The organism is Actinoplanes sp. NPDC049599 (assembly GCF_044465625.1).
Lineage (GTDB): Bacteria > Actinomycetota > Actinomycetes > Mycobacteriales > Micromonosporaceae > Actinoplanes.
In genome coordinates this window covers 1-24,038 of the sequence record NZ_JBITLX010000031.1, presented here as the reverse complement: position 1 = coordinate 24,038, position 24,038 = coordinate 1, and the positions used below count along the sequence as shown (strand labels likewise).

Genomic DNA, 24,038 nt, shown 5'->3' with positions numbered 1-24,038 from the left:
GTGTCGGCCGGGAACCGGTCCCCGGTGCGCAGGCCGTCCGCGTGGTCCGGCGCCATCGTCGGCTCGTGCCCGGAGCCGCGGCTGGTCGCCCCCTGACCCGCCGCTACTCCTTGGCCGGCAGCACGTCCACGGGGGTGACCAGCCGGCGGTCGGCGCCGACCTCCCGCAGCGGCCCGGTCAGCCGGACCGTGCCGCGGCACGGCAGGTCCTCCGCCGAGGTGCCGACCATGACCTCGATGTCCCCGGGCTCCACGATGCGGCGCAGGTCGCGGCCGGTGAAGGCGGTCCGGTCGGCGTGCACGTGGAAGCGCACCAGCGCGTCGGCGTGCGGCTCCAGCGACACCCGGGCGAACCCGGTCAGCTGCTTCACCGGCCGGGTCACCTGCGCGAGGGTGTCGTGCAGGTAGAGCTGGACGACCTCCTCGCCGGTGCGCTCGCCGGTGTTGCAGACCCGGACCGTCACGGTGAACTCCCCGTCGGTGGCCACCTCGGACGCGCTGATCCGCAGCTGGTCCAGCGCGAACGTGGTGTACGAGGACCCGTGCCCGAACGGGAACAGCGGCGTCGGGTCCAGGTTGCTGATGTCGGTCTTGTCCGCGCCCAGCGGCGGCTGCAGGTACGTGCCCGGCTGGCCGCCCGGGTGCCGCGGGATCTGCACCGGCAGCTTGCCGCCGGGCTGGATCCGGCCGCTGAGCACTCCGGCCACGGCCCCGCCCGCCTCCTGGCCCGGCATGAACGCCTGCACCAGCCCGGCGGCACGACCGTGCACGTCACCCAGCGCGTACGGGCGTCCGGAGACCACGACCACCACCACCGGCGTACCGGTGTCGAGCAGCTCGGCCAGCAGCTCCGCCTGCACGCCCGGCAGCCGCAGGTCCTCGGCGTCGCAGCCCTCGCCGGACGAGCCGTGGCCGAACAGCCCGGCGAGGTCGCCGACGACGGCCACGCAGAGGTCCGCGTCGCGGGCCGCGGCGACGGCGGCGGCGAAGCCGGACCGGTCCGTGCCCTGCACCTGGCTGCCCGGCTCGTGCACGATCTCGGTGCCCGGCAGCTCCTTGCGCAGCGCGTCCACCACGGTCGGGACGTCGACGCCCAGGCCGAGCCCGGGGTGCCGGGGCAGCACGTGGTTGGGGAACGCGTAGCAGCCCATGAACGTGCGCGGGTCGTCGGCGCACGGGCCGACCACGGCCACCCGGCTCGGCGCCGGGCGGGTGCCGTCGACCAGCGGCAGCGCGGTGCCCGCGTCCAGCAGCACGATCGAGCGTTCGGCCAGCTCGCGGGCGAGCGCGCGGTTGGCGGGGGAGTCCAGGTCGGTGCCGGCCGCGCGGGCCACCGAGCCCTCCGGCGTCCAGCCCGGGTCGAGCAGGCCGAGCTCCACCTTCTGGGTCAGCAGGCGCCGGGCGGCCCGGTCGACCAGTTCCTCCGGCACCGTGCCGGCGCGGACCCGGTCGACCAGCTCGCGGCCGTAGCCGATGGTGTCGGGCAGCTCGACGTCGATGCCCGCGGCCAGCGCCTGCGCGCCGGCCTCGCCGGGGTCCGCGGCGACCCGGTGCATGGTGGCGAGGAACGGCACGGCCCAGTAGTCGCTCACCACCGTGCCGGTGAAGCCCCACTGGTCCCGCAGCAGGTCGGTGAGCAGCCAGGAGTCCGCCGCGGCGGGCACGCCGTCGACGTCGGAGTACGAGTTCATCACCGAGCCGGCCCGCGCCACCCGGATCGCGGTCTCGAAGCTGGGCAGGATCACGTCCATCAGCTCGCGCCGGCCCATCGGCACCGGCCCGTGGTTGCGGGCGGCGCGGGCGGCCGAGTAGCCGGCGAAGTGCTTGAGGGTGGCGATGACCCCGGCGCTCTGCAGCCCCTGCACGTACGCGGCGCCGAGCATCGAGACCAGGTACGGGTCCTCGCCCATGGTCTCCTCGACCCGGCCCCAGCGGTAGTCGCGGACCACGTCCAGCACCGGCGACAGGCCCTGGTGCACGCCGACCGCGGCCATGTCCCGGCCGATCGCCGCCGCCATCCGCTCGATCAGGTCCGGGTCGAAGGTCGCGCCCCAGGCGATCGCCGCCGGGTAGACCGTCGCGCCGTAGGTGGTGAAGCCGGTCAGGCACTCCTCGTGCACCAGCGCGGGGATGCCCAGGCGGCTGTCCTCGAGCACGATGCGCTGCTGGCGGACCACCTCGGCGGCGCCCTCGGTGACGGTCAGCGGGGTGCCGCCGTAGACCCGGGTGAGGTGGCCCAGCCCGTGCCGGCTGGCCTCCTGGAGCGACATGCTGCCGGAGGCGGCGAAGACGTCCTGCATGGGCGCGACGTTGGGGGAGACCTCGGGGGTGGCGTCCGGCTCATCGGGGTGGTCCATGTCGTTGTTGACCCACCGGCTGCCCAGCTGTGCGACCTTCTCCTCGAGGGTCATGTGCGTCAGCAGGGCGCTGACCCGATCAGCAACGCTGCGGGTCGGGTCGTGCCAGTCAGGTGTCGTCACGATGGTTCTCCTTACGAGCCGGACGGGTGCAGACACTCCGAAACTTTCGGACTGTCGACGAGACCGGATCGCGACCTTACCGTGACCTTGGGAGGGGGCAGATCGGCCTCGCAGCGCAGCAATGGGTCCACTCTCGCGGGTAAAGCACGAGTCTTTCAAGGCCCTTGACACGCCAATCGCGAAATCCTACGTTAACGAAATCTCTCGGTAATTTGCGGTTGGCGATCGAAAGTTCCAGACCTCGGAACCCAGCTCGCCGACCCACCCCCTCAGCACCTTCGACCGGCCGCGAAACTTTCGGCTTCTCGAGTACGGAGACCAGCGTGGAACGCAGCCCGATATCCCGTCGCAACTTCCTCAGCCTCACCGCCGCCGCCGGCGCCGGCGCGGCCCTCGCCGCTTGCGGCAGCTCCGGCCCCGGCGGTGGCTCCTCCGGTGGCGGCGCCGCGAGCACCGCCAGCTACTGGTTCCTCACCGGCCAGCCCGGCGAGGGCATCCGGCAGGCCGCGGCCGAGCGGTTCACCAAGGCCAACCCGAACAACAAGCTCCAGTTCACCGCGTTCGAGAACGACGCCTACAAGCAGAAGATCAAGACGGCCATCGGCGCGGGCCAGGCGCCCACCCTGATCTGGGGCTGGGGCGGCGGCGGCCTGAAGAGCTACGTCGACGCCGGCCAGGTTGAGGACCTGACCGGATGGTTCGGCGAGAACGCCGCGGTCAAGGACAAGCTGTTCCCGTCGTCGTTCGGCCCGGCCACGATCGGCGGCAAGATCTACGCGATGCCGTGCGAGACGGTCCAGCCGATCATCCTGTACTACAACAAGAAGGTCTTCGAGCAGGCCGGCGCGCAGCCGCCGCAGTCGTTCGAGGACATGATGGCCCTGGTGCCGACGTTCAAGGCCAAGGGCATCGCGCCGTTCTCGCTGGCCGGCAAGTCCCGCTGGACCAACATGATGTGGCTGGAGTTCCTGCTCGACCGCATCGGCGGCCCCGAGGTGTTCGACGCCGTCTTCGCCGGCGAGAAGGACGCCTGGTCAAACCCGGCCGTGCTGGACATGCTCACCAAGATCCAGACGATGGTCGACGCCGGCGCGTTCGGCAAGGGCTTCTCCTCGGTCGACGCCGCGGGCAACGCCGACCAGGCCCTGCTCTACACCAACAAGGCCGCGATGATGCTGCACGGCGGCTGGACCTACGGCAGCATGAAGAACGACGGCGGCAAGTTCGTCTCCGGCGGCAACCTCGGCTGGATGAACTTCCCGCCGGTCGCGGGCGGCAAGGGCGACCCGAACAACACGGTCGGCAACCCGGGTCAGTACCTGGCGATCTCGGCCAAGGCCACCGCCGAGCAGAAGGAGACCGCGAAGAAGTTCTTCACCAGCGGGGTCCTCGACGCCGAGGAGACCAAGGCGTGGATCAACGACGGCGGCTCGGTGCCGGTCGTCAAGGGCACGGAGAGCATCCTGGCCGCCTCGCCGGACGCCGAGTTCCTCAAGTTCGTCTACGACACCTCGGTCAACGCCAAGGTCTTCGCCCAGTCCTGGGACCAGGCGATGAGCCCGACCGCCGCCGAGGCGCTGCTGGACAACATCGCCAAGCTGTTCCAGAAGCAGGTCTCGCCCCAGCAGTGGGTCACCAACATGAACCAGGTCATCGGCAAATGACGGCACTTGCTCCGCCCCCGATCCGGGTGGCGAAAAGCTCCATCCCGACCGGCGGGCGGAGCAAGCCCGTCATGTGGATGGTGCTCCCCGCGCTGCTGATGTTCACCGCGTTCGGGCTCATCCCGCTGCTGGGTGTGCTCGGGCTGAGCTTCACCCAGTGGGACGGCATCGGTGCGATCAACCCGGCCGGGTTCGACAGCTGGACGGCCGTGCTGAGCGAGCCCGGGCTGCTGCACGCGCTCTGGGTGACCTTCCTGGTGATGGCGCTGTCGTGGCTGTTCCAGACGCCGCTGAGCCTGCTCATCGGCGTGTTCCTGGCCTCGCACAAGCGGTACCGCGGGTTCCTGGCGGTGCTCTACTTCATCCCGCTGCTGCTCAGCTCGGCGGCCATCGCGATCACCTTCAGCGCGCTGCTGAACCCGAACTTCGGGCTCGGCGCGGGCCTGGGCGTCGAACTGCTCAACCAGGACTGGCTGGGCCAGGGCAACCTGGCGCTGGGCGTGCTGATCTTCGTGGTCTCCTGGCAGTTCATCCCGTTCCACTCGCTGATCTACCAGGGCGGGGTGCGGCAGATCCCGATCCAGATGTACGAGGCGGCGCAGATCGACGGGGCCGGCAAGATGCGGACCTTCTTCAGCATCACCCTGCCGCAGCTCAAGTACACGATCATCACGTCGTCGACGCTGATGGTGGTGGGCTCGCTGACCTTCTTCGATCTGATCTTCGTGCTCACCGCCGGCGGTCCCGGCGACGCCACCCGGGTGCTGGCGCTGGAGATGTACCAGACCGGGTTCAAGGCCAACCTGATGGGGCCCGCCAGCGTCATCGCGGTGATCCTGGTGCTCGTCGGGCTCGGCCTGGCGCTGCTGCTCCGGCGGCTCGGCGGTAACCCGACCGACAGCCAACTGGAAGGTGCCTGATGGCCATCTCGACCCGGCCGGCACCACCGCGCTCCGGTGGGCCGGCCACGGCCACGCCGCGGGTACCGGCGCGCCGGTCCTCCCCGCTGCGGTGGAACTGGATCGGCGGCGGTTTCGGCTGGCTCTGGCTGGTGGTGGTGATGCTGCCGATCTACTGGATCGTCATCACCAGCTTCAAGACCCGGGCCAACTACTACGCCCAGAACCCGCTGGCGCCGCCGACGGAGCCCACCCTGGAGAACTACCGCCAGGTCATCGAGGCCGACTTCACGCGGTACTTCGGCAACAGCCTGATCGTCACCGCCGGGGCGACGCTGCCGGCGGTGCTGATCTCGTTCATGGCGGCGTACGCGATCGTCCGCGGCAGCGCTGGCAGCAGGTTCCTGCGGTCGGTCAACGGGCTGTTCCTGATGGGGCTGGCGATCCCGTTGCAGGCGGTGATCATCCCGATCTACCTGATCATCATCCGGCTGCAGATGTACGACACCCTGCTGGCGATCATCCTGCCGTCGATCGCGTTCGCCATCCCGTTGTCGGTGCTGGTGCTCGCGAACTTCATCCGGGACGTGCCCAAGGAGCTGTTCGAGTCGATGCGGCTCGACGGCGCCACCGAGTGGGGCACGCTCTGGCGGCTGGCGTTCCCGCTGACCCGTCCGGCCCTGGTCACCGTGACCATCTATCAGGGGCTCGGGGTCTGGAACGGGTTCATCCTGCCGCTGATCCTCACCCAGGACCCGGCGCAGCGCACCCTGCCGCTGGGGTTGTGGAGCTTCCAGGGCCAGTACGGCGTCAACGTGCCGGCCGTGCTCGCGTCGGTGGTGCTGACCACCCTGCCCATCCTGATCTGCTACGCCGTCGGCCGGCGGCAGCTGCTCAGCGGGCTGACCGCGGGCTTCGGGAAGTGACCGGCGCGGTGCTGTGCCGCACCCGGAGCTCGGTGGCGAGCTCCACCCGGGGCGCCTGAAGGGTCTCGCCGCGCGCCAGCCGCAGGACGGTGTGCGCGGCGAGCCCGCCCATCTCGGCCAGCGGCTGGCGCACGGTGGTCAGCGGGGGCGCGGACCAGCGCGCCTCGGGCAGGTCGTCGAAGCCGGCCACGCTTAGGTCGGCGGGCACCCGCAGGCCGCGGCGGCGGGCGGCCTCGTAGACACCCAGCGCCATCTGGTCACTGGTGGCGAACACGGCGGTCGGCGGCTCGGCGAGATCGAGCAGCCGGCCGCCGGCCGCGTACCCGGACTCGTGGTGGAAGTCGCCCTGCACGACCAGCGCCGGGTCGGTGCCGATCCCGGCCGCGGCCAGCGCGGCCCGGTAGCCGTCCAGCCGGGCCCGGCTGCACGCCAGCTTGCGCGGCCCGGCGACCAGCCCGATCCGGCGGTGGCCGAGGGCGAGCAGGTGCTCGGTGACGCTGAGCCCGCCCGCCCAGTTGGTCGCGCCGACGGTCGCCACCGCGGCGGCCGAGCCGCCGGCCGGGTCGATGACGACCACCGGGATGTGCAGCCGGCGCAGCTGGGTGTGGATCGGCGCGGTCACGTCGGAGAGCACGAAGACGACCCCGTCACAGGTCCGGCTGCGCAGGTTGCGCAGCCACTGCCGGGTCGCCGTCTCGTCGTGGTGCACCGCCGAGACCACCGTGCCGGCCCCGGCGGCGTGCGCCACGTCGGCGACGCCGCGGATGAGCTCGACGGCCCAGGAGCTGTCGAGCGAGTCGAAGACCACGTCGAGCACCTGGGCCCGGCCGGGCGGTCGCGAGTTGCGCCGCCGGTAGCCGTGGTCGCGCAGCAGCTGCTCGACCCGCTCCCGGGTGGCCGCGGACACGTCGGTACGGCCGTTGAGCACCCGGGAGACGGTCGGCACGGAGACGCCGGCGGCCACCGCGATGGCCGCGATGGTCACCCGGCGCTCGTCCGCGGTCATGGGCCGTCCTCCGGTCAGCGGGCGGCGATGGCCAGGGTGTCGCGCAGGGCGGCGTACGCGGGCTTGGGGGTCAGGTTCTCGTCCAGCGGCGTGGCCGAGCCCTCGCCGTCGAAGACCCCGGGCACCCAGGAGTAGCGGTCGGTGAAGCCCCACAGCGTGTACGAGACACAGCGGTCGGCCAGCAGGCAGGCCTGCAGCAACGCGGTGAAGCCCTGCGCCTGGGCCTGCACCTTGATCGGGTCGGCCGGCAGCGGCATCCGGACGTCGACCTCGGTGAACGCGGTCTGCAGCCCGAGCCGCTCGAACCGGCGCAGGTTGGTCAGGGTGTCGCCGGGCACGCCGTACTGCACCGCGAGGTGGCCCTGCACGCCGTAGCCGTGCACCGGCACGCCCGCCGCCTTCAGCTGCTTGACCAGCGCGTAGTAGGCGTCGCTCTTGGCGCTGACACCCTCGTTGTTGTAGTCGTTGAGGAACAGCTTGGCCTGCGGGTCGGCCTGGTGCGCCCAGCGGAACGCGTCGGCGACGTAGCCCTGGCCGAGGTTGCGCAGCCAGATGGTGTCCCGCCAGGTGCCGTCGTCGTTGAAGACCTCGTTGACCACGTCCCAGTGCCAGACCCGGCCCTTGAAGTGGGTCACCTCGTCGATGATGTGCTGGCGCAGCACGGCGCGCAGCTGCGCGGGGGTGAGGTCCCGCTCGTTCACCCAGGCCGGGTTCTGGTTGTGCCAGACCAGCGTGTGCCCGCGGACCTTCTGCCGGTTGGCGCGGGCGAAATCGATCAGGCGGTCGGCCGCGGCCCAGTCGTGCACGCCCCGCTGTGGCTCGGTGGACTCCCACTTCATCACGTTCTCGGCGGTCACTGTGGAGAACTCGCGGGCGACCGCGGCGCGGTAGGGGGCGTCGTCGGCCAGCGCGTTCATGTCGACGGCGGTGCCGATCCGCAGGCCGGCCCGGTCGGCGACGGCGCGCAGCCCGGTGGCCTGCTGCGGGGCGGTGGGGTGGGCGGGCGCGGCCGTGGTGGGGGCGCCCGCGGTGGCGGGGCTGCCGGTCAGGGTCATGGTCGTCAGGAGCGCGACGCCGGCGAGAGCGCGAACTTTCATCGTCGTCCATCCTTTCCGGCCCTCCACGGACGGCCGAGAGTTCCGAGAAGTTCCGTTACGTGACCGGAACATATGCCGATCAGCAACGTCGGTCAACACTTAACAACGTGGACAGAGAATGGTGAAGATCAATGACGCGGGCGCTTGATCTGGTACGCAGCAGCTCCTTGACGGGACTTCGACCGGGTTCTATGTTACGGACGTTCGGCCGTACGGTTTCCGAAAGTTTCGGGGGTTCCGATGTCCTATCGTCCGAAGTGGTGGCGCCGGTGGGCGCTGCCGATGTCGGTCCTGCTGCTCTCCGGCGGCCTCGCCGCCCCGGCCCACGCCGGCGGCCCGACCGCGGTGGTGGTGGACACCGCGCGCGGCCACGGTGACGTCGTCAGCTTCACCTTCGACGACGGCCCCAACCCGGCGGACACCCTGCGGCTGCTCGACGTGTTGCGCCACCGGCGCGTGCGCGCGGTCTTCTGCCTGGTGGGCGACCAGGTCCGGGCACACCCCGAGGTGGTACGCCGGATCGCCGCCGGGGGTCACCTGCTGTGCAACCACTCGCTGCACCACGACGACCTGGGCCCGCTGACCCCGGAGCAGATCCGGGCCGACCTGACCGAGACCAGCGCGCTGATCCGGCAGGCGGTCCCGCACGCGCGGATCCCGTACTTCCGGGCGCCGTACGGCAGCTGGGGGCAGAGCCCACAGGTCGCGGCCGCGCTCGGCATGCAGCCGCTGGGCTGGCGGCTGGCCATCACCGACTGGGAGCCGCCCGGCACCGACGTGCTGGTGCAGCGGCTGCGCGACGGCATCACCCCGGGCGCGGTGGTGCTCATGCACGACGGCGGCGGTGACCGCAGCCAGACGGTCGCGGCGGTCGACCGGATCATCCCCGAGCTGCGGGCCCAGGGCTGGCGCTTCACCCTGCCCCGGCGCCGTGGCTGACCAAGGAGAATCGATGTCCACCAGACGCGAACTGCTCGCGCTCGCCTCGGGCGCCGCCGTCGCCGCGACCCTGCCGGCCGCGCCCGCCCAGGCGGCTGCCCACCCGCACGACGGCGCCGGCTGGACCGGGACCTGGGCGGCCGCGCCCACCACCGTCCCGCCCGGCCCGCCGACCGTGCTGGAGAACCAGACGGTGCGCCACGTCGTGCACGTCAGCGCCGGCGGCGACCGGCTGCGGATCCGGCTGACCAACGAGTTCGGCGCGCAGCCGCTGGTGGTCGGCGAGGTCCGGGTCGCCCGCCGGGCCGGGAGCGGGGCGAGCACCGACGGCCGGCCCGGCACCGACCGCCCGGTCACCTTCGGCGGGCGCGGCGCGGTGACCGTGCCGGCGGGCGCGCCGCTGGTCAGCGACCCCGTGCCGCTGCGGGTACCGGCGGGCACCGACCTGATCGTCAGCATCCACCTGCCGCGCCGCACCCCGGTGACCACGGTGGCCGCGTTCGCGTTCCAGGACAACGTGATCGCCGCCGGCAACGTCACCGCGGCCCGGGTCGTCACGCCCACCGCCGTGGTCGGGCAGAACCTCTTCCTGTCCGGGGTCAGCGTCGCCTCGCCGGCGGGCGCGATCGTCACCCTCGGCGACTCCATCACCAACGGCGCCAACACCGTGGCCAACCTGAACCACCGCTGGCCCGACCTGCTGGCCGAGCGGCTGCGCGCGGCCCGGATCGACCGTGGCGTGGTCAACGTCGGCGTCTCCGGCAACCGGCTGCTGCGCGACCCCAACCCGCCGGCCGGCAGCGACGCCGAGGCCTACGCCGCGTTCTTCGCGCAGAGCGCGCTGCGCCGCTTCGACCGCGACGTGCTCGCCCAGCCCGGCGCCGCGTACCTGATCGTGCTGCTCGGGGTCAACGACCTCGGGCATCCCGGCACCGCCGCGCCGGCCGACGAGACGGTCACCGCCGAGGACCTGATCGCCGGGCACCGGCAGCTCATCGCGCGGGCGCACCAGGCCGGGCTGCGTGCCTACGGCGCCACCGTGCTGCCGTTCAAGGACGACACCCTGGGCTTCTACTCGGTGGAGAACGAGCGCAAGCGCGCCGCCCTGAACTCCTGGATCCGCACCGGCCGGGAGTACGACGCGGTCATCGACTTCGACGCCGCCGTCCGGGACCGGACCGATCCGCTGCGGCTCGCGGCCGCCTACGACAGCGGTGACCACCTGCACCCCAACGACGCCGGGATGGCCGCGCTCGCCGCGGCCGTGCCGCTGCGACTGTTCCGGTAGGGAAGGCGTACCGATGAGACTCCTGCTTGCTCTCGCGGCCCTGGCCGCTCCCTTCTTCGTCGCGGCCCCGGCGACCGCCGGGGTCCCGGCGGCCGACGACCGTGACTCCTACGTGTCCTCGCGGCCCGGCCGGGACCGTTTCCCGCTGGTGGGCGCCCCGCTGGTGGTCAGCGCCGGCGACCACGCCGGGGTGATCCGGGTCGTCGACGACCTGCAGGCGGACATCGCCGCGGTCACCGGGGTGAAGCCGGCCGTCGGGCTCGACAAGGTGCCCGGCGGCCGGCGCGACCCGGTACTGGTCGGCACCATCGGCAAGAGCCCGCTGATCGACCGGCTGGTCGCCGCGGGCAAGCTCGACGTGCGCGGCGTCGCCGGCAAGTGGGAGACCTCGCTCCAGCAGATCGTCGAGAACCCGCTGCCGGGCGTCCGGCGGGCGTTCGTGATCGCCGGCAGCGACCAGCGCGGCAGCATCTACGGCGTCTACGACCTGTCCCGGCGGATCGGCGTCTCGCCGTGGCGGTTCTTCGACGACGTGCCGGTGGCGCACCGGGACGCCGTGTACCTGCTGCCCGGCCGGCACACCCAGGGCACGCCGGCGGTGAAGTACCGCGGCTTCTTCATCAACGACGAGAACCCGGCCACCGGCACCTGGGCGCCCGGTTACTTCGGTCCCGGCAAGGCGCCGGGCTATCCGGGCGGGCTCAACGCGGCCTACTACGCCAAGGTCTTCGAGACGATGCTGCGGCTGAAGGCCAACTACCTGTGGCCGGCGGTCTGGGGCCGGGCCTTCGCCGAGGACGACCCGCAGAACCACGCCACCGCGTCCTTCTACGGGGTGGTGATGGGCACCTCGCACGAGGCGCCGATGATGCGCGGCATCGAGGAGTGGAACCGGCATCCGGCCGGGACCCGGGAGTGGAGCTTCCGGCGCAACCCGGACGCGATCAAGGCGTACTGGCGGGACGGCGCGGAGCGGATGGCCCGCGAGAAGATCGAGGGTGTCGTCACGCTCGGCATGCGCGGCAACGGCGACGTGAGCCTGCCCGACGGCGACGGCATCGACCTGATGAGCTCCATCATCGACACCCAGCGGCAGATCCTGCGCGACACCGGGCTGATCGGCGCGCCCCAGGTGCAGACCCTCTACAAGGAGGTGCAGCGCTACTGGGACCGCGGCTACCGGCCGCCGGAGGACGTCACGGTGGTGTTCTGCGACGACAACTGGGGCAACATGCGCAAGCTGCCGGACGCCTCGCTGCCGGCCCGCAGCGGCGGCTACGGCCTGTACTACCACTTCGACTACGTCGGCGGCGGCCGCAACTACAAGTGGGCCGACACGGTCAACCTGACCAACACCTGGGAGCAGCTGAACCTCGCGTACCGCTCGGGGGTCGACCGGCTCTGGATGGTCAACGTCGGCGACCTGAAGAACGAGGAGCAGCCCACCCAGCTCTTCCTCGACTACGCGTGGAAGCCGTTCCCGCTCGGCGGGCTGGGGGAGTGGGAACGGGGCTACGCCGCGCAGAACTTCGGCCCGGCGCTGGCCGGCGAGATCGCGGGCGTGCTCGGCGACTACGGCCACCTGCAGTCGCGCCGCAAGCCCGAGCTGCTCAACCGGCGCATCACCATCGACCCCGCGACCAAGGTGATCACCTACGACGACGAGGCGAGCCCGTTCAGCCTCACCGACTACCGCGAGATCGACCGGGTCACCGCCGAGTGGCAGGCGCTCGCCGCCCGGGCCGAGAAGATCAAGGCCAAGGTGCCGGCGGCCTGGCAGGACGCCTACTTCCAGCTCGTCTGGTACCAGGTCAAGGCCACCGCGAACCTCTACGCGCTGCGGCTCGCCGAGTTCACCAACATCCGGTACGCCGGGCAGGGGCGCGCCGCCACCAACCGGCTGGCCGACCTCGCCGAGGCCCGGTTCGCCGACGACCAGGCGCTGAACGCGTACTACAACACCGGACTGGCCGGCGGGAAGTGGAAGAACTGGCAGCTCCAGCCCAAGATCGGCTACGGCAACGTGGCCCGGTACGGCCCCAACGCCCCGTGGCAGCAGCCGGAGAAGGACAACGTGGCGCTGCCGGACGAGATCTACCCGTACCTCAAGCGGATCGAGGTGCCGGCTCAGGCTGAGCTGGGCGTGGACCTCGACGGCGGGGACCCGGAGACGCTGCCGGCGTTCAGCCCGTACCAGGCGCAGCCGCAGCAGTTCATCGAGGTCTACAACAAGGGCACCACGCCGTTCCCGTACACGATCACCTCGGCCGTGCCGTGGGTGCAGGTTACGCCGGCCGCCGGGACGGTCACCGAGCAGGTCCGGGCCACCGTACGGGTGGACTGGCGGCGCGCGCCGAAGGGCACCACGACCGTGCCCCTCACCGTCACGGGGGCGGGAGCGAGCCGGGTCGTGCGGGCGCCGATCGACAACCCGGTGCTGCGGCCGGAGGGCTTCGTGGAGGCCAACGGCTACGTCGCGATGGAGGCCGACCACTACACCCGCAAGGTCGGCGACTGGCGGCTGCTGCCGGAGATCGGCAAGACCGGCAACGGCCTGACCCCGCTGGGCGGCGAAGGCGCCCGCCTGGAGTACGCGATGACCCTGACCACGACCGGCCCGGTCCAGGTGACCGCGGTGCTGTCGCCGCGCAACAACACCCGCCCGACCGACGGCCTCAAGTACGCGATCAGCCTGGACGACCAGCCGCCGCAGACGGTGAACATCACCACGGCCACCGGCGCCGACGACACGACCATGAACAAGCAGTGGGAACGCAACACCTCCGACAACGTCAACCGCACCACCACGACGCACACCGTGGCCGCCGCGGGGACGCACACCCTCAAGTTCTGGATGGTGGATCCGACCGTGATCGTGCAACGCCTCGAGGTCGACACCGGCGGCGTGCCGTACAGCTACCTCGGCCCGCCGGAGAGCCGGCAGGTGAACCGGTGAACCGCCGGTCGCTGCTCGGCCTCGGCGGGGCCGCCGCGGTCTCCGTCGCCACCGCGCTCCAGCACCGCGGGTCGCGTCCCGGCCGCCGCTGGCTGCCCACCTGGGTCGCCATGCCGCAGCTCACCGAGCCGCACAACCTGCCGCCGGCGCCGTTCACCGGCACGGACTCGGTGCTGGTCGACGCCACGCTGCGGCAGACCGTGCACCCGTCGGTCGCCGGCTCGGCCGTCCGGGTCCGCTTCTCCAACGCCTTCGGCGGCGCCCCGCTGCCCCTCACCGCGGTCTCGCTGGCCCGGCCCGCCGGGGGCCGGGCCGGGGTCGCGGCGATCGAGCCGGGCTCCTCCCGCCCGGTCACCTTCGGCGGACGACCGTCGGTGACAGTGCCGATCGGCGCGCAGGTCGTCTCGGACCCCGTCGTCATGCCGGTCGCCGGGGAGCTGACGGTGACGGCCTATCTCGCCACCGGTCAGGCCTCCACCTCGGTGACCTCGCATCCCGGCTCGCGGACCACCTCCCATCTGCTGCGCGGCGACCACCACGAGGCCGTGGACCTGCCGGGCGCCACCGCGACCGACCACTGGTACCTGATCAGCGGCGTCGAGGTGCTGGCCCCGGCCGACCTCTCGGCGACGATCGTCCTGGGCGACTCGCTCACCGACGGCCGCGGCTCGACGACCAACGGCAACGACCGCTGGCCGGACCGGCTCAACGAGCGGCTGCGCGGCCGGCACGCGGTGCTCAACCAGGCCGCCGGCGGGAACCGGGTGCTGCAGGACGGCCTCGGGCCGAGCGCCCTCGCCCGCCTGGACCGCGACGTGCTCGCGGTGGGCGGTGCGGTCGCGCTGATCGTCTTCGAGGGCGTCAACGACATCGGTACGGCGGCAGCCACGCCGGCGGCTCAGCAGGCGGTCGGTGACGAGCTGGTGTTCGCCCACGACCAGATCATCACCCGGGCGCACGCACGTGACCTGCGGGTCTACGGCGCCACGTTGACGCCGCTGGGCGGCAACACCGGCTACGACGACCCGGACGGCCTGCGCGAGCGCACCCGGACCCGGCTCAACGAGTGGATCCGCGGCGCCGGGCGGTTCGACGGCGTCGCCGACTTCGACGCCGCGGTCCGTGACCCGGCGGCGCCCCGGCAGCTGAACCCGTTGTTCGACACCGGTGATCACCTGCACCTCAACCCGGCCGGCTACCAGGCCCTCGCCGACGCGGTGCCGGGGCGGTGGTTCCGATGAGGAGCATGACCAGTGTGGCGGTGCTGCTGCCGCCGCTGTCGGCCCTGCCGGCGCGGCTGTCCACGTACCGTGAGGTCTTCACCCATCCGATCTTCGACCTGGCCTTCGCGACGGCCGGCGCCATCGACCTGCTGGCCGATGCCGACATCCTCGCGATCGCCCCGCCGGTGCGGCGCGGGGCCGACACCATCACCGCCGACGAGGCGGCCGCGCTGCGCGAAGCGGTGGTGCGCGGCTGCCGGATCCTCGCCGTCGGCGAGGCCGTGTTCACCGTCGCGGCCGCCGGCCTGCTCGACGGCCGGGCGGTCGCCACCTGCCCGGCGCACGCCGAGGAGCTGCGCCGCCGCTATCCGCGCGTGCGGCTGGCGCCCGGCGTGCGGTACGTCGACGACGACCCGATCTTCACGGCCGCGGCCGGTCCGCCCGGCCTGGAGTTGTGCCTGCACCTGGTCCGCAAGTACCACGGCGCGGCGACCGCCGCGGGCATCGCCCGTTCCCTGTCCCGATAAGAATCACGCCGGTCTATTCCCTTGACCCCTGGACCGGCTCAAAATGGGAGCGCTCCCACTCCCCGTCCCCCTCGGAAGGCGTCCTCCATGTCGAAGCGACTACGCACCACTCTCGCCCTGATCGCGGCCGGTGCCGCGGCCGGAAGCCTGACCTTGTTCATGGCGCCCAGCGCCGACGCCGCCACGACCCTGGGCGCCTCCGCGGCGGCCAGCGGCCGGTACTTCGGCACGGCCGTCGCGGCGAACAAGCTCAGCGACAGCACCTACGTCGGGATCCTGAACCGGGAGTTCAACTCGGTCACGCCCGAGAACGAGATGAAGATCGACGCGACCGAGCCGCAGCAGAACCAGTTCACCTTCACCAACGCGGACCGGATCGTCAACCACGCCGCCGCCCAGGGCATGAAGGTGCGCGGGCACACCCTGGCCTGGCACTCCCAGCAGCCCGGCTGGATGCAGAGCATGGAAGGCTCCGCGCTGCGCTCGGCCATGCTCAACCACGTCACCCGGGTCGCCACCTACTACAAGGGCAAGGTCGTCACCTGGGACGTGGTGAACGAGGCGTTCGCCGACAGCGGCGGCGGCCGGCGCGACTCCAACCTGCAGCGCACCGGCAACGACTGGATCGAGGCCGCGTTCCGGGCCGCGCGCGCCGCCGACCCGGGCGCCAAGCTCTGCTACAACGACTACAACATCGACAACTGGACGTGGGCCAAGACGCAGGCCGTGTACACCATGGTCCGCGACTTCAAGTCCCGCGGCGTGCCGATCGACTGCGTCGGGCTGCAGTCGCACTTCAACAGCGGGTCGCCGTACCCCGGCAACTACCGCACCACGCTGGAGAGCTTCGCGGCGCTCGGCGTGGACGTGCAGATCACCGAGCTGGACATCGAGGGCTCGGGGCAGACCCAGGCCACCACCTACGGCAACGTCGTCAAGGACTGCCTGGCGGTCGCCCGGTGCAACGGCATCACGGTCTGGGGCATCCGGGACTCCGACTCGTGGCGGGCCAGCGGCACCCCGTTGCTCTTCGACGGCTCCGGCAACAAGAAGGCCGCCTACACCGCGACGCTGGACGCCCTGAACGGCGGCACCACGCCGCCCACCACGCCGCCGACGACCCCGCCCACCACGCCGCCGACGACCCCGCCGACCTCGCCGCCCCCGACGGGCACGGGCTGCTCGGCGACCGTGACGCTGAACTCGTGGAACACCGGCTTCACCGCGACCGTCCGGGTCACCGCCGGTGCCACGCAGGTCAACGGGTGGGCGGTCACGCTGACCCTGCCGTCGGGCGCGGCGGTCACCAACACCTGGAACGCCCAGAACACCGGCACCACGGGCGCGGTGCGGTTCGCGAACGTGTCGTACAACGGCCGGATCTCGGCCGGCTCCAGCACCGAGTTCGGCTTCCAGGGCACCGGCACCGGCCCCACGGCCACGCCGACCTGCGTGGCGTCCTGACCCGCTGACCGTACCTCCGGCGCGGGGCGGGGCCCCCCCCCCCCCCCCCCCGCCCCCCCCCCCCCGGGGGGGGGGGGGCCCCCCCCCCCCCCCGCGCCGGACCTCCCCCCACTGAGGAATCATGAAGAGACTGGTACAGACCCTGCTCGCGGTCACCGCCGCGACCGTCGCGCTCGCCGCCTCCGTCCTGCTGCCGGCCGGGCCGGCGGCCGCGGCCACCCTCCAGGAGATCACCGGCTTCGGCACCAACCCCACCAACCTGCGGATGCACCTGTACGTGCCGGACCGGCTGCCCACCAACCCGGCGCTGCTGGTGGCCGTGCACTACTGCACCGGCTCGGGGCCCGCGTTCTACTCGGGCACCTCGTTCGCCTCGCTCGCCGACCGCTACGGCTACATCGTCATCTACCCGTCGGCGACCCGCTCCGGCAACTGCTTCGACGTGTCCTCCCCGGGCGCGCTGCGGCACGACGGCAACAGCGACCCGGTGGGCATCGTGTCGATGGTCCGCTACGTGCAGAACCGCTACCACACCGATCCGGCCCGGACCGTCGTCACCGGCGCCTCGTCCGGCGCGATGATGACCAACGTGCTGCTCGGCGACTACCCGGACGTGTTCCGCGCCGGCGCGGCGTTCATGGGGGTGCCGTTCGGCTGCTTCGCCACCACCGACGGCTCCAGCTGGAACAGCGCCTGCGCCAACGGCCAGGTCACCAAGACCCCGCAGGCGTGGGGCGACCTGGTGCGCGCCGCGTACCCGGGTTACAGCGGCGCCCGGCCGCGCATGCAGACCTGGCACGGGGTCAACGACGACACACTGCGCTACCCGAACTTCGCGGAGCAGATCAAGCAGTGGACCAACGTGCACGGCGTGAGCCAGACCCCGGTGCTGACCGACACCCCGCAGTCGGGCTGGACCCGGACCCGGTACGGCTCGACCTCCGCGCAGGCGCCGGTCGAGGCGATCAGCGTGGCGAACACGGGACACTCGCTGCCGCAGTCGGGCATGGCCGAACGGGCCATCACGTTCCTCGGCCTGGACAGCACCCCATCGGTGCCGCCGACGAGCCCGCCGACGAGCCCGCCGACCAGCCCGCCGACCAGCCCGCCGACCAGTCCGCCGCCCTCGTCCGGGGCGTGCCGGGTGGGGTACGTGGTGAACGCCTGGAACACCGGGCTGACAGCCTCCATCACGATCACCAACACGGGGGCGCCGCTGACGGGATGGACGCTCGGCTTCACGCTGCCGGCGGGGCAGACCATCACGTCGGGCTGGAACGCGACGTGGACCGGGTCGAGCGGGGCGGTCACGGCCCGGAACGTGTCGTACAACGGGAGCCTGGCGACGGGGGCGTCCACGAGCATCGGTCTGCAGGCCACGCATACCGGTGACAGCGGACGGCCGGCGGCGTTCACCTTGAACGGGGCGGCTTGCGCGGTCGCCTGACGGACCGCCTGCTGTCCCGGACCGGGTGAGCCGGGGCAGCAGGTGCTTTACCCGGGGTTCGGCCGGGAGCTCGGCGCGCTTGCCGGGGTTTCCGGCCGGGCCCTGGGGTCTTTCCGGGCCTGAATGCTGTCTGGGCCCGGGGTTTGCCGGGCTGGGGCTTTCCGGGGCCGGGCCTCCTCGGCCGTGGCCCCCGGGCGGTCGGCCGAGTTCCGGGCCCGGGTGTTCCCGGGCCTGGCCGTTTCCGGGCCTGGCCGTTTCCGGGCCTGGCCGTTTCCGGGCCTGGCCGTTTCCGGGCCTGGCCGTTTCCGGGCCTGGCCGTTTCCGGGCCTGGGCCGTTTCCGGGCCTGGGCCGTTTCCCGGGCCTGGGCCGTTTCCGGGCCTGGGCCGTTTCCCGGGCCTGGCTGTTTCCCGGGCCTGGCTGTTTCCCGGGCCTGGGCCGTTTCCCGGGCCTGGCTGTTTCCCGGGCCTGCTGTTTCCCGGGCCTGGGCTGTTTCCGGGCTTGGCCGGTTGGCCGGTGCCTGGCGCGTGGTGAAGGCTTTCCGGACCGTCCGGGGCCGGGGCGCCGCTTGCGCTGCCCCGGCCCCGGACGGGTCAGGCTCCGGTGCGGGTGGCGATCGCCTGCAGGAAGATCTCGTTGATCTTGGCAGGGTCCTCGGCGACGAAGACGCCGCTGCTTGATCCGCTGGCGTCCGCGATCGTCTTGAGCTCGTTGCGGTCGACCTCGGTGCCGATGCCGATGATCACCATGCGGACCGGCTTGCGCGGGTCCCGGGCCTTCTTCAGCCCCGCCACCAGCTCGTCCTCGGTGAGGCCGCCGTCGTTCTCGTTGACCCCGTCGGTGAACAGGATGACCGAGTTGACCCGGCCCGCCTGCCATCCGGTCTTCACGGTCTTGTAGGCCGCCAGCGCCGTGTCGAACAGCCCGGTGTCGCCGGTCTTCTTCGGCTGCATCTCGTTGAGCGCGTCGTTGAGCTGGGTGCGCGCCGAGGAGAGCGGGCTGATCGGCACCTTCGGCTGCCACGCCTGCGAGCCGACCAGATCCGTGGAGAAGAACCAGGTGCCGACCGCCCACTTGTCGTCGAACAGCTGGAGCCCCTGCGCCGCGGCCCGCTTGGTGACCTCGGCGCGGGTCAGCCCGCCCGCCGTGGGCACCTTCTTGAGCATCGAGCCGGAGATGTCGAAGACGGCCAGCACCCGGCCCGGCTGGGTGATCGCGGCCCAGCTGCCCAGCACCTGGCTGATCGCCGTGCCGGCCTGGGCCGCGGCGCTCGTGCCCTGGGCTGCGGCGCCGCCGGCGGGGATCGCGGTGGCGACCTCCGCGGGTGCGCCGGCGGGTGCGGTGAAGCCCGCTCCCGCCTTGCCGTCCGGGCCGCGCAGACCGGCGGCGGCCAGTGCGTTCAGGAACGTGGTGCCGCGCAGCGCCTGGTGCAGCCCGGCGGCGGCCTGGGACTTCTGCGGGTCGACCTCGGGCATGATCGCGAACGGGTAGTTCAGCACCGCCGGCGCCGGGTCGAGGTAGAGCGCGGCCAACGGGATCGGCGGCTTGTCCGCGTTGTACGCCAGCACGTCCTCCTCGGACAGCGGCGCCGCGCTCAGGCCGGTGGTGACCTCTTCGGCCGTACGCGGGAATTTCTCCACCAGGTCCTGGCGGATGCTCGATGTGTTCGCCGCGAGCTCGCGCAGCGCGCGGACCTTCCGGGTCGCGCCGGCGGCGTCGTTGCCCGCCGCCCCGCCGAGCGCGAGCAGGCCGGTGAGCCCGGCGGCGTCGCGGGTCGGGTCGACGATGCCGGGGCGCAGGGACTTGCCCGCGGTCAGCTGGCCGAGCAGGTCCGACCACTTGAGCTGCTTGGCGGGCCAGCCCAGCTGCTGCGCGACCGGCGCCGGCATGGCCAGGACCACCGGGCTGCCGGCGACCGGGACGGTGTCGGTGGGCACGAAGCCGGGGGCCTCGCGGCTCACCCGCAGCAGCCAGGTGGACGAGTCCGGGATCCAGACGTCCGGCACGGCCGCCTTGCCCCCGTTCACGCTGGGCAGGCTGACGCCGTGCTTGGCGGCGATGGCGGCGGCCGCGGCGGCGGGATCGACGGCGGCCACGTTGACCTTCACGCAGACGCCGTCGACCTGGGCGTCCTCGCCCTTGGTCCACGCGTCCGCGGCGGTCTGCACCGCCCCGGCGATCTCGGTGGCGGCGGTGACGTCGAGCCGCACCTGCCCGGAACAGTCTCCGGCGGAGAGGCGCTGGTAGCCCAGCCAGGATCCGGCGCCGATGACGACAAGCGCGGCCGTGGCCGCGCTGACGACGATGCCGGTGATACTCAAGGTTCTTCGATGGCGTCCGGGCACGGGTCCATGCTCCGCAAGCGATGATCCGATTGCCATGGACGTTCGGACGGAATTCTCACATCAACTGCAAAATGAGGCTCAGTCCGGCCCTCGTTGACTGCGGTGCGTGTATCGCGTACCAGCAATGGGTGAGATAACCGCGGGGCCGCCGTGATCGCGGGTTTCTGTCGGACCCCTGCGGTATCAAGAACCACCGGCCGCTTTCCGCGGCCGGGCGTCGCCAGGAGGAGAGCACAGCATGTCGAGCACGGGACCGTCCGCCGGCCTGACCACCCGCGACCACGAGGTCGCCCCGGTTGTCGACGCGGCCCACGCCAGCGCGTTCGGCACGCGCGAGGAATACCGCGCGGCGATCGAGCGGATGCGCGCGGCCGCCACCGCCTACTACGCCGGCGGCGATCTGGTCATGGACGACGCCACCTACGACGCGCTGCTGGCCCGCACCGCCGCGACCGAGCGGGCGGAGCCGGGCTGGGCCGAGGCCGGCTCACCCACCGTGACGGTCGGCGCCGGGGTGGCCGTCGGCGACGTCGAGCACAGCACCCCGATGCTGAGCCTCGACAACGTGTTCGACGCCGACGAGCTGCGCACCTGGGCGGCCCGGCTGGACCGGGTGCTCGGCCGCCCCGCGCTCGGCTACACGGTCGAGCCCAAGATCGACGGCATGGCCATCGCGGCCCGTTACGTCGACGGCCGGCTGCGCCAGATCGCCACCCGCGGCGACGGCCGGGCCGGCGAGGACGTCACCACCCAGGCCCGGCTCGTGGCCGGGCTCCCCGCGGAGCTGCGCCGGCCGGTGACGGTCGAGGTGCGCGGCGAGGTCTTCATGACCGACGCCGACTTCGCCCGCGCCAACGAGCTGCGGACCGCCCACGGCGGTCAGGCGTTCGCCAACCCCCGCAGCGCCGCGGCCGGCACCCTGCGTGCTCAGGACCGGGCCTACGACGCGCCGCTGTCGTTCCTGGCGTACGCGGTGCACGACCTCCCCGAGGGAGAGGGCCTGACCCACACCGCCGCGATGGCCGCCGTCGCGGAGCTCGGGGTGGCCACCACCGCCGGTTCCCCCACCGGGATGCCGCAGTGCGCCACGATCGACGAGCTGTCGGCGGCCATCGCGGCGATGGGCGCGGCACGCGGCACGCTGGGCTTCGACATCGACGGCGCGGTGGTCAAGGCCGACGACCCCGGCGACTGCGACCGGGCCGGCTCATCCAGCCGGGCGCCGCGCTGGGCGATCGCCTACAAGTTCCCGGCCGACACCCGGACCAGCACGCTCACCGCGATCGAGGTGCAGGTGGGCCGCACCGGCCTGATCACCCCGGTGGCGGTGCTGGCGCCGGTCCAGGTCGGCGGCGTGGTGGTCACCTCGGCGACCCTGCACAACTTCGGCGACCTGGTCCGCCGCGACGTCCGGGTCGGCGACACGGTGTTCGTCCGCCGGGCCGGCGAGGTGATCCCCGAGATCACCGGCGCCAAGCTGGACGAACGCCGGGCCGACGCGCAGCCGTTCACCCCGCCGGAGGTCTGCCCCCGCTGCGGCGGCGAGATCGACCGCAGCCAGAAACGCTGGCGCTGCACCCAGGGCAGAGCCTGTGGCGCGGGGGAGTCGCTGTCGTACTTCGCCGCCCGCGACTCGATGGACATCGAGGGCCTGGGCGACAAGGTGATCGCCGGCCTGGTGGCGGCCGGCCTGGTGACGGACCCGGCCGACCTGTACGACCTGACGCCGGAGGCCCTGACCGAGCTGGACAGGCAGGGCCGCACGTCGGCCACCAAGCTGGTGACGGCCATCCAGGCGTCCAAGGCCCAGCCACTGTCCCGCGTCCTGACCGGCCTGGGCGTCCGGATGACCGGCCGCTCCATGTCCCGCCGGCTGGCCCGCCACTTCGGCACCATGGCGGCGCTGCGCGCGGCAACGGTCGAGCAGCTGCAGGAGGTGGAAGCGGTAGGCCCGGAACGCGCGACAACAATCGCGGCGGAACTGGTCGAGCTCGGCCCGGTCATCGACAAACTGATCGCCCGGGGCATCACGATGACCGAGCCCGGCGTCCCCGGCCGCGAGACGACCGCCGAAGCGACCGGTTCCGGCAACGCCGAGGTGGCGGCCCCGCTCCCGCTGCGGAGGGAGGACGGAAAGCCGATGACCGTCGTGGTGACCGGCTCGGTGCCGGGCCTGACCAGGAACGAGGGCAACGAGGCGGTCGAAAACCTGGGCGGCAGATCCTCGGGCTCGGTCTCGGCCCGCACGGATCTGGTGGTGGTGGGCGCGGGAGCCGGCTCGAAGGCGGCGAAGGCGGAGGAGCTGGGCGTCCGCATCATGCCGTCGGAACGGTTCGCGGAGCTGCTCGCTGCCCACACCGCCGGCGAGAAGCCGTCGCTCCAAGACTTCCTCGACTGATTCCCCATCGAGGATTTGCTGTCAAGTCCTGTGAGGACTTGCTGAGGGGGCTTCCCCGCCTTCCTCTTGTTGCTGCGCCGTCGTCGGCGAACGTCTCGGTAACGGTCCACTGCTCGGCGATGACTTGTTTGTGCCTGTTCGAGTGTGATCGAGGTGCCGTCGACGTAGGGCTTGCGGCGGCGCATCACGGTCCAGAGCCGTTCGGCGAGCCGGCCGGCGACCACGCAGCTGGCCTTGAGGTGTCCGGCGCCGCGTTCGAGCATCTGCTGGTGGTAGACCCGGGCGAGTTGGGGGTCCTGTTTGCGGGCGGTGTCCGCGGCGCGGATCAGAGTGGCCCTTGCCAGCCTCGACCCGGCCTTGGACATCGGCTGGCCCTTGCGGTCGTTGTCCCCGGTCTCCGAAGCCCGCGGCGCCAGTCCCAGGTAGGACCTGAAATGCTCATCTGATCGGTCTGCGTCTGGCCGGCTTGCGTTCTGTCCGGGCCGCGTCTGGTCGGCCTGCGTCTGATCGGCCTGCGTTAGGCGGCCCGGGTTGTTCGACCGGGTCTGTTCGATGTGTGCCAGATCCGTCCCGGACCGGTGCCGATCTCCCGCGGTCCTCCACCCGGCTGAGCCTTCTGCGTGACCGGTGGCGCGTCGGTGTCAACTTGCCCTTTCGAGGGAAGGCCGGCTGGCTCAACCCGGACCCCGCACGCGGATCGCTGGACGGCACCGTGTTGGGTGGGTGGTTGTCGCCCGGCCGTGCTGAAGCCGGGCGGTGCTGGTCCGGCGTCGCGGCAGTGGGTGGCGGCAGTGGGTGGCGGCAGGCGGGTGGCGGTGGATCGGCGGCCGGTCGTGCGGGGAAGCGTCGTTCCGGTCGGGGTGCGGTGCGGTGCGGGCCGGGCTGCGGGTGCTGCCGGCTGCGGTGCTCCCGGCTGCGGGTGCCGTCGGCCGCGAGGCGTGCTCCCGGCACGGGACGTGCTCCCGGGACGTGTTCCCGGCACGAGGCGTGTTCCCGGCACGAGGCGTGTTCCCGGCACGAGGCGTGTTCCCGGCACGAGGCGTGTTCCCGGCACGAGGCGTGTTCCCGGCACGAGGCGTGTTCCCGGCACGGGACGTGCTCCCGGCACGAGGCGTGCTCCCGGCTACTGGACGCGGTGTCCGCATGATGAGTGTCGGTCTCGGATGCTGGCCGATCGTCTCAGCAGACGGCCAGGCGTCTCACCATCCGAGCCGCCGCTACTCCCAAAACACCGCAAATGTGGCGCCGTGGTGGGTGTTGGCGGCGATCTTGTGACGGTGGGGTGAGGAGCTTGGGCTCAGCCGGTGGTTGCAACACCTGTCGTTGATCGTTGATCAAGACGGGGTGTGTGCAGATGGCACCACGATTGTCGTCCGGAGAAC

Annotated in this window: 15 protein-coding genes and 1 pseudogene; 11 read left to right on the top strand and 5 right to left on the bottom strand. The window is 72.2% G+C overall.

The window, feature by feature from the left end:
* Positions 1–103: 103 nt before the first annotated feature.
* Positions 104–2,479 (bottom strand): glycoside hydrolase family 3 N-terminal domain-containing protein, encoded by a 2,376-nt coding sequence (locus ACIBQZ_RS36075; RefSeq protein WP_396093357.1) that lies wholly within the window; start codon positions 2,477–2,479, stop codon positions 104–106.
* A 323-nt stretch (positions 2,480–2,802) separates the two neighbouring features.
* On the opposite strand from ACIBQZ_RS36075, the gene ACIBQZ_RS36070 reads away from it, so the two are divergent.
* From ACIBQZ_RS36070 to ACIBQZ_RS36060, 3 genes are read left to right on the top strand one after another with little or no spacing between them, the layout of a single operon-like run.
* On the top strand, positions 2,803–4,143 hold the full coding sequence (locus ACIBQZ_RS36070) for an extracellular solute-binding protein (protein ID WP_396093356.1): 1,341 nt from the start codon (positions 2,803–2,805) through the stop codon (positions 4,141–4,143).
* The gene (locus ACIBQZ_RS36065; RefSeq protein ID WP_396093355.1) at positions 4,140–5,063 is read left to right on the top strand and encodes a carbohydrate ABC transporter permease; all 924 of its coding nucleotides are present in this window, start codon (positions 4,140–4,142) and stop codon (positions 5,061–5,063) included. Before ACIBQZ_RS36070 ends, ACIBQZ_RS36065 begins: the two co-directional genes overlap by 4 nt.
* Positions 5,063–5,968 (top strand): carbohydrate ABC transporter permease, encoded by a 906-nt coding sequence (locus tag ACIBQZ_RS36060; protein ID WP_396093354.1) that lies wholly within the window; start codon positions 5,063–5,065, stop codon positions 5,966–5,968. The genes ACIBQZ_RS36065 and ACIBQZ_RS36060 overlap by 1 nt, the downstream gene beginning before the upstream one ends.
* Here the strand turns inward: ACIBQZ_RS36060 and ACIBQZ_RS36055 are convergent.
* Positions 5,937–6,974, bottom strand: a complete 1,038-nt coding sequence (locus ACIBQZ_RS36055; RefSeq protein ID WP_396093353.1) for a LacI family DNA-binding transcriptional regulator — start codon at positions 6,972–6,974, stop codon at positions 5,937–5,939. The genes ACIBQZ_RS36060 and ACIBQZ_RS36055 overlap by 32 nt on opposite strands.
* Positions 6,975–6,988: 14 nt before the next feature.
* The gene (locus ACIBQZ_RS36050; protein ID WP_396093352.1) at positions 6,989–8,071 is read right to left on the bottom strand and encodes an endo-1,4-beta-xylanase; all 1,083 of its coding nucleotides are present in this window, start codon (positions 8,069–8,071) and stop codon (positions 6,989–6,991) included.
* A 240-nt stretch (positions 8,072–8,311) separates the two neighbouring features.
* On the opposite strand from ACIBQZ_RS36050, the gene ACIBQZ_RS36045 reads away from it, so the two are divergent.
* The 7 genes from ACIBQZ_RS36045 (at position 8,312) to ACIBQZ_RS36015 (ending at position 17,915) form a co-directional block, all read left to right on the top strand.
* Positions 8,312–9,010 (top strand): polysaccharide deacetylase family protein, encoded by a 699-nt coding sequence (locus tag ACIBQZ_RS36045; RefSeq protein ID WP_396093351.1) that lies wholly within the window; start codon positions 8,312–8,314, stop codon positions 9,008–9,010.
* 13 nt (positions 9,011–9,023) lie between these two features.
* Complete coding sequence (locus tag ACIBQZ_RS36040; protein ID WP_396093350.1) at positions 9,024–10,298, top strand: SGNH/GDSL hydrolase family protein; 1,275 nt, start codon at positions 9,024–9,026, stop codon at positions 10,296–10,298.
* 13 nt (positions 10,299–10,311) lie between these two features.
* Positions 10,312–13,254, top strand: coding sequence for a glycosyl hydrolase 115 family protein (locus ACIBQZ_RS36035; protein WP_396093349.1), 2,943 nt, complete (start codon positions 10,312–10,314; stop codon positions 13,252–13,254).
* Entirely contained in the window at positions 13,251–14,495 is a 1,245-nt protein-coding gene (locus tag ACIBQZ_RS36030; RefSeq protein WP_396093348.1) for a GDSL-type esterase/lipase family protein, read from the top strand. Before ACIBQZ_RS36035 ends, ACIBQZ_RS36030 begins: the two co-directional genes overlap by 4 nt.
* A gap of 5 nt (positions 14,496–14,500) precedes the next feature.
* Positions 14,501–15,004 carry a hypothetical protein gene (locus tag ACIBQZ_RS36025; protein WP_396093347.1) on the top strand — a complete coding sequence of 168 codons (504 nt, stop codon included), beginning with the start codon at positions 14,501–14,503 and terminating at the stop codon, positions 15,002–15,004.
* Positions 15,005–15,091: 87 nt separating this feature from the next.
* Positions 15,092–16,468 (top strand): endo-1,4-beta-xylanase, encoded by a 1,377-nt coding sequence (locus ACIBQZ_RS36020; RefSeq protein ID WP_396093346.1) that lies wholly within the window; start codon positions 15,092–15,094, stop codon positions 16,466–16,468.
* Positions 16,469–16,589: 121 nt separating this feature from the next.
* Positions 16,590–17,915 carry a PHB depolymerase family esterase gene (locus ACIBQZ_RS36015; protein WP_396093344.1) on the top strand — a complete coding sequence of 442 codons (1,326 nt, stop codon included), beginning with the start codon at positions 16,590–16,592 and terminating at the stop codon, positions 17,913–17,915.
* Positions 17,916–18,506: 591 nt separating this feature from the next.
* On the opposite strand, the gene ACIBQZ_RS36010 is transcribed toward ACIBQZ_RS36015, so the two are convergent.
* On the bottom strand, positions 18,507–20,234 hold the full coding sequence (locus ACIBQZ_RS36010; protein ID WP_396093343.1) for a VWA domain-containing protein: 1,728 nt from the start codon (positions 20,232–20,234) through the stop codon (positions 18,507–18,509).
* A 262-nt stretch (positions 20,235–20,496) separates the two neighbouring features.
* Between ACIBQZ_RS36010 and ligA the strand changes: the two genes are divergently transcribed.
* Entirely contained in the window at positions 20,497–22,656 is a 2,160-nt protein-coding gene (gene ligA, locus ACIBQZ_RS36005) for an NAD-dependent DNA ligase LigA (RefSeq protein WP_396093342.1), read from the top strand.
* 284 nt (positions 22,657–22,940) lie between these two features.
* On the opposite strand, the pseudogene ACIBQZ_RS36000 reads toward ligA, so the two are convergent.
* Positions 22,941–23,210: pseudogene (locus ACIBQZ_RS36000) on the bottom strand (transposase); the annotation flags it as partial.
* Between the last annotated feature and the right edge of the window lie 828 nt (positions 23,211–24,038).

Bases quoted from the DNA above. Each gene is read 5' to 3' on its own strand.
- ACIBQZ_RS36065 (WP_396093355.1), top strand. From the start codon at position 4,140: ATGACGGCACTTGCTCCGCCCCCGATCCGGGTGGCGAAAAGCTCCATC.
- ACIBQZ_RS36060 (WP_396093354.1), top strand. From the start codon at position 5,063: ATGGCCATCTCGACCCGGCCGGCACCACCGCGCTCCGGTGGGCCGGCC.
- ACIBQZ_RS36055 (WP_396093353.1), bottom strand. From the start codon at position 6,974: ATGACCGCGGACGAGCGCCGGGTGACCATCGCGGCCATCGCGGTGGCC.
- ACIBQZ_RS36050 (WP_396093352.1), bottom strand. From the start codon at position 8,071: ATGAAAGTTCGCGCTCTCGCCGGCGTCGCGCTCCTGACGACCATGACC.
- ACIBQZ_RS36045 (WP_396093351.1), top strand. From the start codon at position 8,312: ATGTCCTATCGTCCGAAGTGGTGGCGCCGGTGGGCGCTGCCGATGTCG.
- ACIBQZ_RS36040 (WP_396093350.1), top strand. From the start codon at position 9,024: ATGTCCACCAGACGCGAACTGCTCGCGCTCGCCTCGGGCGCCGCCGTC.
- ACIBQZ_RS36035 (WP_396093349.1), top strand. From the start codon at position 10,312: ATGAGACTCCTGCTTGCTCTCGCGGCCCTGGCCGCTCCCTTCTTCGTC.
- ACIBQZ_RS36025 (WP_396093347.1), top strand. From the start codon at position 14,501: ATGACCAGTGTGGCGGTGCTGCTGCCGCCGCTGTCGGCCCTGCCGGCG.
- ACIBQZ_RS36020 (WP_396093346.1), top strand. From the start codon at position 15,092: ATGTCGAAGCGACTACGCACCACTCTCGCCCTGATCGCGGCCGGTGCC.
- ACIBQZ_RS36015 (WP_396093344.1), top strand. From the start codon at position 16,590: ATGAAGAGACTGGTACAGACCCTGCTCGCGGTCACCGCCGCGACCGTC.
- ligA (WP_396093342.1), top strand. From the start codon at position 20,497: ATGTCGAGCACGGGACCGTCCGCCGGCCTGACCACCCGCGACCACGAG.